Origin of the sequence: Flavobacterium aquidurense (assembly GCF_002217195.1) — a bacterium.
Taxonomy (GTDB): Bacteria; Bacteroidota; Bacteroidia; order Flavobacteriales; family Flavobacteriaceae; genus Flavobacterium; species Flavobacterium frigidimaris.
The window spans coordinates 1-12,131 of record NZ_MUGR01000033.1 but is presented as its reverse complement, the minus strand read 5'-3'; the positions used below and the strand labels follow the sequence as shown (position 1 = coordinate 12,131).

13 protein-coding genes and 1 tRNA gene are annotated in these 12,131 nt (G+C 34.4%); 6 read left to right on the top strand and 8 right to left on the bottom strand.

The features are described 5' to 3' along the window. Positions 1–16 precede the first annotated feature (16 nt). The 4 genes from B0A67_RS16525 to dnaA form a co-directional block, all read right to left on the bottom strand. Positions 17–427, bottom strand: a complete 411-nt coding sequence (locus B0A67_RS16525; protein ID WP_072961906.1) for an energy transducer TonB — start codon at positions 425–427, stop codon at positions 17–19. A 23-nt stretch (positions 428–450) separates the two neighbouring features. Beyond that, entirely contained in the window at positions 451–1,164 is a 714-nt protein-coding gene (locus B0A67_RS16520; protein ID WP_065451225.1) for an SAM-dependent methyltransferase, read from the bottom strand. 90 nt (positions 1,165–1,254) lie between these two features. Beyond that, positions 1,255–1,722: a low molecular weight protein-tyrosine-phosphatase gene (locus B0A67_RS16515; protein WP_072961902.1), complete on the bottom strand. Its 468-nt coding sequence runs from the start codon at positions 1,720–1,722 to the stop codon at positions 1,255–1,257. 9 nt (positions 1,723–1,731) lie between these two features. Next, positions 1,732–3,159: a chromosomal replication initiator protein DnaA gene (dnaA, locus tag B0A67_RS16510; RefSeq protein ID WP_041517015.1), complete on the bottom strand. Its 1,428-nt coding sequence runs from the start codon at positions 3,157–3,159 to the stop codon at positions 1,732–1,734. 187 nt (positions 3,160–3,346) lie between these two features. Here dnaA and B0A67_RS16505 point away from each other — a divergent pair, with 187 nt between their 5' ends. Continuing rightward, positions 3,347–3,751 (top strand): acyl-CoA thioesterase, encoded by a 405-nt coding sequence (locus B0A67_RS16505; protein WP_072961899.1) that lies wholly within the window; start codon positions 3,347–3,349, stop codon positions 3,749–3,751. 31 nt (positions 3,752–3,782) lie between these two features. Here B0A67_RS16505 and B0A67_RS16500 read toward each other — a convergent pair whose 3' ends face one another. The 3 genes from B0A67_RS16500 to ribD all read right to left on the bottom strand — a co-directional run bounded on the left by B0A67_RS16500 (position 3,783) and on the right by ribD (position 6,229). Next, on the bottom strand, positions 3,783–4,415 hold the full coding sequence (locus B0A67_RS16500) for an IMPACT family protein (RefSeq protein WP_072961896.1): 633 nt from the start codon (positions 4,413–4,415) through the stop codon (positions 3,783–3,785). A 169-nt stretch (positions 4,416–4,584) separates the two neighbouring features. Further along, a complete protein-coding gene (locus tag B0A67_RS16495; protein ID WP_072961893.1) occupies positions 4,585–5,187 on the bottom strand; it encodes an HAD family hydrolase in 603 nt (200 codons plus the stop codon). Beyond that, entirely contained in the window at positions 5,180–6,229 is a 1,050-nt protein-coding gene (ribD, locus tag B0A67_RS16490) for a bifunctional diaminohydroxyphosphoribosylaminopyrimidine deaminase/5-amino-6-(5-phosphoribosylamino)uracil reductase RibD (protein WP_072961889.1), read from the bottom strand. The genes B0A67_RS16495 and ribD overlap by 8 nt, the downstream gene beginning before the upstream one ends. 106 nt (positions 6,230–6,335) lie before the next feature. Here ribD and B0A67_RS16485 point away from each other — a divergent pair, with 106 nt between their 5' ends. From B0A67_RS16485 to prmC, 3 genes are all read left to right on the top strand, one after another. After that, positions 6,336–6,821 (top strand): GNAT family N-acetyltransferase, encoded by a 486-nt coding sequence (locus B0A67_RS16485; RefSeq protein WP_072961886.1) that lies wholly within the window; start codon positions 6,336–6,338, stop codon positions 6,819–6,821. Between the two features lie 4 nt (positions 6,822–6,825). Then, positions 6,826–7,635 carry a hypothetical protein gene (locus tag B0A67_RS16480; RefSeq protein ID WP_072961883.1) on the top strand — a complete coding sequence of 270 codons (810 nt, stop codon included), beginning with the start codon at positions 6,826–6,828 and terminating at the stop codon, positions 7,633–7,635. A gap of 79 nt (positions 7,636–7,714) precedes the next feature. Next, a complete protein-coding gene (prmC, locus tag B0A67_RS16475; protein WP_072961881.1) occupies positions 7,715–8,569 on the top strand; it encodes a peptide chain release factor N(5)-glutamine methyltransferase in 855 nt (284 codons plus the stop codon). 198 nt (positions 8,570–8,767) lie between these two features. Here the strand turns inward: prmC and B0A67_RS16470 are convergent, their stop codons facing one another. Next, positions 8,768–10,012 carry an ABC transporter permease gene (locus B0A67_RS16470; RefSeq protein WP_072961878.1) on the bottom strand — a complete coding sequence of 415 codons (1,245 nt, stop codon included), beginning with the start codon at positions 10,010–10,012 and terminating at the stop codon, positions 8,768–8,770. A 212-nt stretch (positions 10,013–10,224) separates the two neighbouring features. Here B0A67_RS16470 and hisS point away from each other — a divergent pair, with 212 nt between their 5' ends. Continuing rightward, positions 10,225–11,652 carry a histidine--tRNA ligase gene (gene hisS, locus B0A67_RS16465; protein WP_072961875.1) on the top strand — a complete coding sequence of 476 codons (1,428 nt, stop codon included), beginning with the start codon at positions 10,225–10,227 and terminating at the stop codon, positions 11,650–11,652. Positions 11,653–11,954: 302 nt separating this feature from the next. Then, positions 11,955–12,025, top strand: a tRNA-Trp gene (locus tag B0A67_RS16460). Positions 12,026–12,131 lie beyond the last annotated feature (106 nt).

Sequence of the window (12,131 nt, the reverse complement as noted above, 5' to 3'; positions counted from 1 at the left end):
TATTATGGAAAAAAAACTAATTTACAGCTATTGGCATCGCGTAAAGTACTCTCACTTCTTTGTCTTTTAGCTTTCCGGGATTCCATTTTGGACATAGTTTTAAAACCCGAATAGCTTCCTCACCTGTGCCATAACCTATGTCTCTAAGTATTTTTATATCGTTTAGTGAACCGTCTTTTTCAATAACAAAGGTAGCAAAAACCTTTCCTTTCATGGAGGCAGGTTTCTCTTTTGGAATCCTGTAATTTTGAGAAATGAATTTATAAAAGTTATTCATTCCTCCTATAAATTCAGGGGCTACATCTATTCCTGCAGTATTATAAAGTTTATTTTCATCATTCGTTATATTTCCTTTAGGGACATAGTTCTCTTGAGAAAATATATTTTGAGTGAAGCAAATTAAAGTCAGGATTAGAATTTTTTTCATTGTGGGTGGTTTTTAAAGATAGTTTACATTTTATGTATGATAAAAATTGTTGGTCGATTATGAAGATCAACCTTTAATTTTTTCCAATCTGCAACACGCATTGTTTTAATAAATTCTGTCGGTAATGTAATATCAGTTGCAATACACAAATGAGTTGACGGATTTACGATCTGTAAAATATCTTCAACCAGTTTGTTGTTTCTGTAAGGTGTTTCAATAAAAATTTGTGATTGATTTTTATCCTGAGATAATTTTTCAAAATGTTTTAAAGCTGATTTTTTCTCGTCTTTATCAATAGGTAAATATCCATTGAAAGTAAAACTTTGACCGTTCATTCCTGAGGCCATCATCGCTAATAAAATAGAAGAAGGCCCAACCAATGGTACCACCTGAATTCCTTTTTCATGTGCCAGTTTTACAATTACAGCACCTGGGTCAGCAACTCCCGGACAACCTGCTTCGCTCATAAGTCCAACATTTTTACCTTCTAATAAAGGTTTGATGAAGTCTAAATGTTCGCTTGGTTCTGTTCGTTTATTAAGTGTGAAAAGTATAAGCTCTGATTGTTTCTTTTCAGGAGAAACTGCTTTTATTGATTTTCTGGCTGTTTTTTCGTTTTCAACAATATAATGATCTATAAAGTCGATACTTCTTTTTACGGTTTGTGGCAAAACATCCATCGGATCGCTTTCGCCCATTGTTGTTGGAATTAAATATAATTTTCCTAGAAGTTTCATGTGCGTTTTTTTAATTGATAAAACGGATTTTATAAAAATAGAAATTTCTTTTCATGATTTCTTTTAGAAGAAAAAAATGAAAAGAATTAATTAAGGGTGTGCTTTGATAAGTTTTTGTGAAATGATTTCAGCAGCTTCGTCTAACATTTGGTAGACGTTGTCGAAACCATTTATGGCTCCGTAATAAGGGTCAGGAACATCTGCATTTTCATCCGGCAATAACTCGTTTAAAATAAGATGTACTTTATTTTTGTCTTCCGGGGTTTTGGCCAGCTGAATGACATCTCTGTAATTTGAATTATCCATTACATAGATATAATCAAATTCATTAAAATCCGTAATTTTAAATTGCCTGCCTTTTTGATTGTCAATGCATAAGCCATTTTTTTTGGCTACAGCAACAGAGCGTTTGTCAGGTGAGTGACCTACATGCCAGGAACCGGTTCCGGCTGAATCAACAATAAATTTATCGCGGGGTAATTTTGATGCTAAAATACCTTCGGCTAAAGGTGATCTGCAAATATTTCCCAAACAAACCATTAAAATTTTTACTGGCATGATTCGCGTTTATAGCGTTAGTTTTTTGTTGATGTCTTCGACAAATTTTTTGAATTGTTTGTCTGTAGAAACTAAATTGTCAACGGTTTTGCAAGCGTGTAATACGGTAGCGTGATCACGATCTCCAATTTGTGAACCAATGTTTGCCAAAGAAGCTTTAGTAAATTTCTTTGCAAAAAACATAGCCAATTGTCTCGCCTGAACAACATGCCTCTTTCTGGTTTTAGATTGAAGTGTTTCAATATCTAACTGGAAATAATCAGACACAATTTTTTGGATATAATCGATAGAGATTTCTCTCTTTACGTTTTTAACGAATTTCTCTACAACGCTTTTTGCTAATTCGATCGTAACTTCTTTTTTGTTGAAAGAAGATTGTGCGATTAACGAAATGATTGCACCTTCAAGTTCTCTCACATTCGATTTAATGTTGCGGGCAACATATTCAATAATATCTTCCGGCATCTCAACACCGTCACGATATAGAATATTTTTTAAGATCGAAATTCTGGTTTCGTAATCCGGCTGGTGTAACTCAGCAGATAATCCCCATTTAAAACGGGATAACAAACGTTGTTCTATATCCTGCATGTCAACAGGAGCTTTGTCCGAAGTCAAAATTACCTGTTTTCCGTTTTGGTGCAGGTAGTTGAAAATATGGAAAAATACGTCCTGAGTTCCTGATTTTCCAGATAAAAACTGAACATCATCAATAATCAAAACGTCGATTAATTGGTAAAAGTGAATGAAATCATTACGATTGTTCTTTTTTACCGAATCAATATATTGTTGTGTGAAAATTTCGGCAGAAATATATAAAACCGTTTTTTCAGGATATTTGTCTTTTACTTCTACACCAATAGCGTGTGCTAAGTGTGTTTTTCCTAAACCAACTCCACCAAAAATCAATAAAGGATTAAAGGATGTTCCTCCGGGTTTGTTGGCAACAGCCATACCTGCAGAACGGGCCAGACGGTTAGAGTCTCCTTCTAAGAAATTGTCAAAACTGTAATTCGCATTTAATTGCGATTCGATTTTAAGATTTCTAATTCCGGGAATTACAAAAGGATTTTTAAGTTCAGGGTTCAGGTTTTTAAACGGAGCATCAACCTCTTGCGGTTTCATTGGCACTCTGTTGGCACTAGGCAACTGTTCGGTAAACGGTTGTTTATTGCCATAAGTGTTCTCCATTTTAATTTTATAGAGTAACTTTGCGTTTTTTCCCAGTTCTTTGGTAAGCGCAACTTTCAATAATTTTACGTAGTGTTCTTCTAGCCATTCGTAGAAAAATTTACTTGGTACCTGAATATATAACGCGTTGTCGGTTAGCTCAACTGATTTGATTGGTTCGAACCAAGTTTTATATGCTTGATCTTGAATATTGTCTTTTATAAAGGACAAACAGTTTTCCCATACCGATTGAGCAGTTTTAGTCATAGATTCAGATAAATTTTTTTATTATTGATAAAGATTCTCCTAATAAAAAAGGAGCAATTTTATTCCGTATTTCGGGATAACAAATATGTGAACAAATTTCTGTAAAAAAAAATATTTTGCCCTCTAATTTTATAAAAAAATGTTGTACGTGAACTTTAGGAATTTAATTTTTTTTAATATATAAATAATGAAAAATCATCAAACGCAAGTGCGTGTTCGTTACTCTGAAACTGATCAAATGGGAGTCGTTTATCACGGAAATTATGTCCCTTATTTTGAGATCGGACGCGTGGAATGGCTTAGAAATAAAGGGATTTCATATAAAAGTATGGAAGAAAGCGGGATTGGATTGCCGATCGTTTCCATGCAAATAAATTATAAAAAATCAGCGCGCTACGATGAGCTTCTTACGATTCATACCGCTTTCAAAAGTCAGTCGTCTGTTAAGATTGAATTTGAGTGTGCGATTTATAATGAAGCGAATGAGTTATTAACAACGGCAGCATTTATTTTAGTATTTATTTCGTTAAAAACGGGTAGGCCAACAGCACCTCCGGAGTACATTTTAGAATTGTTTAAAACATTGGTATAATTGTTAAAATGAGATGGGTTTTTCTATGGAATTATATAATTTTGATATCGATTTCAAACATTAAGTCAAAAATGTCGAATACTGATTCGGCATTTTTTTTGCGTGTTTTTGTCTTGATTTTACCAATTGGCAAACCTGAAACTTCATCAATTTCCATTTCCTGAGATGTGATTTCCAGTTTTTTTTCCTTGATAACACGCATTACTTTATTCATGTTTTTATAATCAAAAGAGATTAAAAAATGAACATCAATAGTTTTTTCGATAATCTCGCAAGCCTCAAGAGTCATTTGTGCTGTCGTTTTGTAAGCCGCAATTAATCCTCCAACGCCTAATTTTGTCCCTCCAAAAATCCGAACGACAACTATCAGAACGTTCGTTAAGCCAAATGACTGTATTTGTCCGTAAATTGGTGCTCCGGCTGTATTGCTGGGTTCGCCATCGTCATTTGCGCGATAAGAAATTTTTGGCGCTGTGCCTAATTGATATGCGTAACAAAAGTGTACGGCATGCGGATGCTGCTTTTTTAGATTTTCGATGATGGGTTTTACTTCATCTTCCTGTTCTACAGGAAAGGCGTAACCAAAGAATTTGCTTCCTTTTTCTTTTAAAAGTACTTCTTCAGATTCAAAGGCAATGGTTTTATAGGTGTCGTCGTATTCCAAAAGTAAAATTCTAAATTATTGTTGATTTCTTAGCTAAAGAGTTAAATTTTACCGCAAAGTGCGCAAGTATTTTTTATTTTTATAATTGGCTTTATTAAGTTCGCAAAGCTTTGTGGCGACTTTGCGTATCCCGATAGCTATCGGGATTGCGAACTTTGCGGTTAAGAGACTAAAGTATCTTTTTCTCAAATAAGTCTACGACATCTTCCTGGCCTACTTGTAAATTCCAAATATGGAAACCTAAAGCGGCGGCTGAATCTGTGTTTTCTTTTTTGTCATCTACAAATAAAGTGCGTTTTGGAGATAATTCGTGTTTATTGATCAGGTATTGAAAAACTTCCGGATTCGGTTTTCGCATTCCGATTTCAAATGAAAAATAAACTTTTTCAAAACATTGGTAAAAATCACTGTAGAATGAAATTCCGCTTTTGTTTTCGAAAGTGGCGATATGAATCGAATCTGTGTTACTCAATAAAAACAATCTGTATTTTTGAGAAAGCATTTGTAGAAATTCTAATCGATACAAAGGAAAATCTGCCAGAACGGCATTCCATGCTTTTAATATTTCTTCAGTTGAAGCGTTTGGAAGTTCTTTCTGAAATCCGGCCAAAAAATCATCATACGAAATATCTCCTGTCTCGAATAAAAGATTCAGACGATCTAATTCAGCATTCCATTCCGTCATGCCTAATTGCTGCAATTCTGAAATGGTCGCTTGTTTGTCTAAATTGATAAAAATATCTCCAAAGTCAAAAATTATAGTATCAATCATAATTTCTAATGTTTAGTAATTCGTCGCTTTGAATGTAAGTTCTGGTTGCGTTTTTCTTTTGAATAACAGGCGCTTTTGTTCCTTTTTCGAAAGTAATTTCTCCAATAAATATTCGGGCTTCATCCCAAATATTCTGATCAATAAAAGATTGTAACGTTTGCAATCCGCCTTCAATAATAATAGACTGAATCTGGTTTTGAAACAAAACAGTTAAAATCTGTGGAATTATATTTTGATTAAAGTCAATTACTTCAAAGTTAGTGTTTTCTGCTGAAATGATGTTTTCTGATTTCGTAAATACAATGGTTTTTACACTATTGTCAAAAACAAAACTTTCTTTTGCGATGCGATTGTTTTGATCCGGAATAACTCGTACCGGATTATTTCCTGACCAATCCCTGGTGTTTAGTTTTGGATTATCATCGACAACGGTTTGTGTTCCTGCTAAAATCGCCTGCTCTTCGCTGCGCCATTTATGAACCAGTTGTCTCGAATATTGATTGGTAATCCAGACCGGTTTTCGATCCTGATTGATTTGTTTTTCCGGAGCTAGAAAACCGTCCAGGCTCTCGGCCCATTTCAATATTATGTAAGGTCTTTTTTTCTGGTGAAAAGTAAAAAAACGTTTGTTGAGTTCGTTACATTCTTTTTCTAAAACGCCAACAGTTACGTTTGCTCCGGCTGCAATTAGTTTTTTAATACCGTTTCCTGCAACTTTTTCGTTAGGATCAACAGTTCCAACCACTACATTCGGGATTTGATGTTCGATGATGAGATCGCAACAGGGAGGTGTTTTTCCAAAATGACTGCAAGGTTCTAAACTTACATAAATTGTAGCTTTTTTTAATAGCGATTTGTCTTTTACGGATCGAATTGCATTAACTTCAGCATGTGGTTCGCCGGCTTTTTTGTGCCAGCCTTCACCAATAATTTGGTTTTCATAAACAATTACGCTTCCAACCATTGGGTTGGGGTATGTAGTTCCGAAGCCATTTTGTGCCAATTCAATGCAGCGTTTTATGTATTTTTCATGTATATTCACGGTACAAAAGTAGTTATTTTTGTTTAGTTCAATAGTTAACGATACAGTTAAGAAACTATCAAAAAACTATTTTACTTTTGTAATACATTATTAGGAATAAAGAAATATGAAAAATTGGATGATCAGGACAATTAAAAAAGAGGACAATCAGGAAGTTGCTCAGTTAATACGTTCGGTTTTTGATGAATTGGAAATCCCCAAAGTTGGTACTGCATATGAAGATCCATATCTGGATTTAATGTTCGAAGAATATAATAAGCCGCAGTCAGTATATTTTGTGGTAGAAAATGAAGGCAAAATTGTGGGCTGTGCGGGTGTTGCGCCATTGGAGAATGGAGTTCCTGAGATTTGTGAATTGCAAAAGATGTATTTTTTACCGGAAACCCGTGGTTTGGGAATTGGTGCTCAAATGATGCAAAAATGTCTGGAACAAGCCAGGATTTTTGGGTTTGAAAAATGTTATATAGAGACCATGCCATTTATGCATGCTGCTCAGAAATTATATAAAAAGTCAGGTTTTGAATATTTAGATGCGCCATTAGGAAATACGGGGCACAGTTCTTGCCCGGTCTGGATGTTGAAAGTTTTATAAGGTTATGAAAAAATATGTATTTGGAATTCTTTTGGTTTCGGTTTTATTTTCCTGTAACGGGTCTAAAGAAAAAAAGATAGAAAAAAAGACCAATAGGGTCAGTAAAGTTGTTGCAAAGGATTCTCTTAAGAAAGATGAATTTGTAGCTGATGAGGAGTTTAAAAATGATTTTGATATTTTATTACCACGAAGTTACAGAACTTATGATAATCTAAATCCGGTTTCATCTTTGACTAAAAAATGGATTGATTTGTATGAAGATAATGGAGAATATTTTTTAGGTAAAGCTGATTTTGAAATCGAAAAAAGTTTTGATGAATGTTCCGGGGATTCATTGCAGTACATTTCTTCTAAAAATAAAACGATAATTTTTATAGATTATCCGGAATTGAAAGTAGGAAAAGTAAAGTCTTTAAAAATTAATAAAGACAAAATTTGGCCCAAAGAAAAAGTAGTTTATACATTTAATGGTGTTACTTATACCTTTAGAGCTGCAGGAAAAGTGCTTTCAGAATTCAAAGTTGCTACAGATGATGATAAAGAAGAAATTTTCAAGAATGTGGCAAATTATAAGCTTTACCTGAAGATAGGAGATGGTGCCGAAAAATTGCTCCTTGCAGAAGATTCGTTTCAGGATACATTTGTAGTATTGCGTTTTGCGGGAGATATTGATGGGGATGGAAAATTAGACTTTGTTTTTGGTGCTAACAGAAATTATGAAGAACAAAGAGTAATTTTATTTCTTTCATCAAAAGCTGAGAATGGAGAAGATTTGAAAAAAGTTTCTGAAATAGCAGTTCAATTTGATTGCTAATGTTGTTGAATAAAAAGATTTTTTAAAATAAGAATATAATATTTGCTTAAAAATTGAGGCATTAAAAATTAAACTCAAAATGAGAATCAAACAATATCGTACTCAATTTATAAAAGAATTATCGCCTTTTTACGACGCTTATGAAGCGGAGAGCTTTTTTTATTTAATATTAGAAGACAAACATAAATTGCGTCAGATCGATTTGGCGTTAAATCACGAATTGACTTTTTCGGATAGTGATTTTACTGTCTGGAATTCTCTATTAAAGGAATTAAAGAAAGAAATTCCGATTCAGTATTTGTTAGGGAAAACTCATTTTTACGGATTGGAATTCGAAGTAAATGAAAATGTTTTGATTCCGAGACCTGAAACAGAAGAATTAGTAGAATGGATTATCAATGAAAATTTGAAAGCTGATCGAACTAAAAAAATCAAAATCCTTGATATTGGAACGGGAAGTGGATGCATCGCAATTTCTCTTGCCAAAAACATTCCAAATGCAGAAGTGTATGCTATTGATGTTTCGAAGAAAGCGATAGAAACGGCTAAAAGAAATGCACTTTATAATAAGGTTGAAGTGAATTTTATACTTCAGAATATTTTAGAAACCGAGGTGCTAAAATGCAATTTTGATATTATCGTTTCAAATCCGCCTTATGTTCGGAATTTAGAGAAAGAAGAAATCAAAAAGAATGTTCTGGATTATGAGCCGCATTTGGCACTTTTTGTAGAAGATAATGATGCTTTGATTTTTTATCGTAAAATAGCAGAACTGGCAAAAAAAAATCTATTAGAAAACGGACAATTGTATTTTGAGATCAACCAGTATTTGGGTAAAGAGACTAAAGATCTATTAGAAAATATGGACTTCAAAAACATTGAGTTGCGAAAAGATATTTATGATAATGACCGAATGATTTCAAGCAAGGTTTAAAGAGTTTTACAGAATAAGTTCTTGAAAACAATATAGGTCTGATCTAGCCCCGATAGCAGAGAAAAACCTTTTGTGCTCCCGGGTCGGGAACATAAAAGTTTGAAGCGAATAGCGGGACAAGTGGTGTTTTGAAAGGCTTAATTGCTGCTTCAAATATTTATTTAAGTCAATGTAGAAACTGCGACTGAAAACTAAAATTTACTCATAGCGCAAAGCTTCAATAGGATCCAGTTTAGCGGCTTTGATTGCAGGATATAAACCTGAAACTATGGCAACAGTAAAGCTTGTTGCAAAGGCAGCAAATATGGCTACCCACGGCACTACGAATACAAAACTCATCGCTGTTGCAATGGCAAATCCTAAAAGGATTCCGATTATAATACCAATTAAACCGCCAATTTGCCCAATCAATAAAGTTTCGATAAAAAACTGAACGGCAATAGTGGTCTTTTTGGCTCCCAGCGCTTTTCTTACACCAATTTCGCGAGTACGTTCTGTAACCGAAACGATCATGATATTCATTAAGGCGATTGAAGATCCTAAGATGGTAATAACGCTAATAATCCAGGAAGCCCAACCTAAATATTTTGTGATTCCCAGAATGCGGTTGATCAGATCGTCGCTGCGGCCAATTCCGAAATTATTGTCACGAATCGGACTTAATTTTCGTACTCTTCGCATAGTGCTTGTTGCGTTGTCGATGGCTTCGTCTAAAAGTTCTTTTTTAGCAACCATTACGCTCAAAGTATAATTGATATTTGGGGCAGTAAATAAGGAACGCGCTACCTGAATTGGAATTAAAACACGTAAATCCTGACTGTTTCCAAACGTTGAACCTTTTTCTTTTAAAACCCCAATGACTTTAAAACGAGCGCCGCGAATCGAAATTATTTTGTCAATTGGATTGACGTCTTTCAATAAGCCTTTCTCGAAATCGGATCCTACAACACAAGAATAAGTGTTGTTGTCGATATCGAATTGGTTAAAACTTCGGCCTAAGCTTACTTCTAAACCTGAGTTTGCGATAAAATGTTCGTCGACACCAAGAATGGTAATTTCAGGATCTGTTTTTCGGTCTGAATATTTAACTTCAGCAGTTTTTGTGGCCGTAAACGATAAAGAAGTTTCTGTAAAAGGATATTTGTATTTGTTTTTGAAAGCAACAGCTTCCGGATAAGATATAATTGGATTTACGATTTCACGTTCGTTGCTTCCTCGATTTTTAAGATTGTTTTCGTATTGATTAATGTTGAAAGTATTCGCTCCCATAGAAGCAAAATTAGTCGAAATGGTGTTTTCGAGTGCTGTTACAACAGTTAGAATTCCAACCAAGGCAGTAATCCCGATAGCGATAATTAAAACGGTAAGAATAGTACGCAGTAATTGTGTTTTGATAGAACCAAAAGCAATTCGGATATTTTCTTTAAATAATTTTAGCATCATGACCAATTTGTCACGAAAATACGTTTTTTGTTACAAGTTTGTTTTCGAACAGGCATTATTTATTTTAAAAAATAAGATATTTGCAGTCGATTAGAATTGATGAGAAATCTAAAATCTAACAAATCCAATAATATAAAAGATCATTTAGATGTAAGACTTCAAACAAATGAAATCTGATAATCTAAAGATCCAATAATCTAAAGATCTAAAAAATGGCTTCAAAACCAAGTATTCCACAAGGAACAAGAGATTTTTCACCTGCAGAGGTGTCAAAACGTCAATATATTATTCAGACTATAAAAAATAATTTTGAGAAATTTGGTTTTCAGCCAATCGAAACTCCTTCGTTTGAAAACTCAGATACCTTAATGGGGAAATACGGAGAAGAAGGTGATCGTTTGATTTTTAAAATATTGAATTCAGGTAATTTTTTCTTTAATAAAAACAAAATCGAATTACCGGAATCTATCGAAGCACTGCAGGTTAATTCTGCAGAAACAATAGATTTGAGCCAAAGAATTGAGTTGAATAAGTTTACCGGAAAAATTTCGGAGAAAGCATTGCGTTACGACTTAACTGTTCCGTTTGCCAGATATGTTGTGCAGCACCAAAATGAAATTGAATTTCCTTTCAAAAGATATCAGATTCAACCGGTTTGGAGAGCTGACAGGCCTCAAAGAGGGCGTTACAGGGAGTTTTATCAATGTGATGCTGATGTTGTGGGATCAAAATCATTGTGGCAGGAAGTAGAATTGGTTCAATTGTATGATACTGTTTTTACGTCTTTAGGTTTAGAAGGTGTTACGATTAAAATCAATAATAGAAAAATATTATCCGGAATTGCTGAAGTTATTGGTGCTTCTGATAAATTGATCGATTTTACAGTGGCTCTTGATAAACTGGATAAAATTGGTGAAGATGGTGTAAAAAAGGAAATGATCGAAAAAGGTATTGCTGAAGAAGCTCTGGTAAAAGTACAGCCGCTTTTTAATTTTACCGGAACATTTACTGATAAGATCAGGCAGCTTTCAGATTTACTGGCTGAATCAGAAGAAGGAATGAAAGGAGTAGAGGAACTGAAATTTATTTGTGACAATGTGGCAACTTTAGGTTTGGCAACGGCCACTTTAGATCTTGATGTGACTCTTGCCCGTGGACTGAATTATTATACAGGCGCTATTTTTGAAGTAGCAGCGCCAAAAACTGTTTCGATGGGTTCTATCGGCGGAGGCGGAAGATACGATGACTTAACGGGTATCTTTGGTTTGAAAAACATGAGTGGTGTTGGGATTTCTTTTGGTTTAGATCGTATTTATTTAGTTCTCGAAGAATTGCAGTTGTTCCCGGAAACCGTAGCAGCGACATCAAAAGCGCTGTTTATTAATTACGGAGATGCTGAGGCTTTATATGCTTCGCAGGCGATCCAGAAATTGAGAAAAGAAAATATAAAAGTAGAATTGTATCCTGATAATGTAAAAGTAGGGAAACAGTTTCAGTATGCAGATAAACGATTGATTCCGTTTGCGGTAATTGCAGGCGATCAGGAAATTGCTTCGAATTCGTATTCGCTTAAGAATCTGGTTTCAGGTGAGCAGGTTTCTGTAGATTTTGAAGGGTTGAAAAACGCTTTGTTGGCATAATTGAAAGATAAAGTGTTTTGTCACTCCCGATAGCTATCGGGATAGAAGGGTTATTTAGATTTTTGTTTCACGCAGCTTTTGCAGATTCGAGCAGATTTAATTTGGTCATTGTATAAAATAAATCTGCATTAATCTGCCTAAATCTTTTTAAAATCTGCGTGAAATAAAAATCTAGAGGTTAACTGTTTGAAGCAAAGGTTTTTGCTTCGAGCCGCACGGATTTAAAGGATTTTCTTTTTAAATCTCTGCGTAAAATAGTTGCCGGAGAAGAAAAAAAACTTTTAATTTGCCGACCTTAAGTTACGGGCGTAGTTCAAGGGTAGAATAGCGGTCTCCAAAACCGTTGATGGGGGTTCGAATCCCTCCGCCCGTGCAATTAAAATATTTTTTAACGCAAAGAGCGCAAAGATTTTTGTCTAAGAATATTTTAAAAAACACACAAAAGTTCGCAAAGCTAAATCAATACAAAGCTTTGCGAA

What these genes read in the sequence shown, in the direction of transcription:
- B0A67_RS16525 (WP_072961906.1), bottom strand. Translation starts at nt 427, where the DNA reads ATGAAAAAAATTCTAATCCTGACTTTAATTTGCTTCACTCAAAATATA.
- B0A67_RS16520 (WP_065451225.1), bottom strand. Translation starts at nt 1,164, where the DNA reads ATGAAACTTCTAGGAAAATTATATTTAATTCCAACAACAATGGGCGAA.
- B0A67_RS16515 (WP_072961902.1), bottom strand. Translation starts at nt 1,722, where the DNA reads ATGCCAGTAAAAATTTTAATGGTTTGTTTGGGAAATATTTGCAGATCA.
- dnaA (WP_041517015.1), bottom strand. Translation starts at nt 3,159, where the DNA reads ATGACTAAAACTGCTCAATCGGTATGGGAAAACTGTTTGTCCTTTATA.
- B0A67_RS16505 (WP_072961899.1), top strand. Translation starts at nt 3,347, where the DNA reads ATGAAAAATCATCAAACGCAAGTGCGTGTTCGTTACTCTGAAACTGAT.
- B0A67_RS16495 (WP_072961893.1), bottom strand. Translation starts at nt 5,187, where the DNA reads ATGATTGATACTATAATTTTTGACTTTGGAGATATTTTTATCAATTTA.
- B0A67_RS16485 (WP_072961886.1), top strand. Translation starts at nt 6,336, where the DNA reads ATGAAAAATTGGATGATCAGGACAATTAAAAAAGAGGACAATCAGGAA.
- B0A67_RS16480 (WP_072961883.1), top strand. Translation starts at nt 6,826, where the DNA reads ATGAAAAAATATGTATTTGGAATTCTTTTGGTTTCGGTTTTATTTTCC.
- prmC (WP_072961881.1), top strand. Translation starts at nt 7,715, where the DNA reads ATGAGAATCAAACAATATCGTACTCAATTTATAAAAGAATTATCGCCT.
- B0A67_RS16470 (WP_072961878.1), bottom strand. Translation starts at nt 10,012, where the DNA reads ATGATGCTAAAATTATTTAAAGAAAATATCCGAATTGCTTTTGGTTCT.
- hisS (WP_072961875.1), top strand. Translation starts at nt 10,225, where the DNA reads ATGGCTTCAAAACCAAGTATTCCACAAGGAACAAGAGATTTTTCACCT.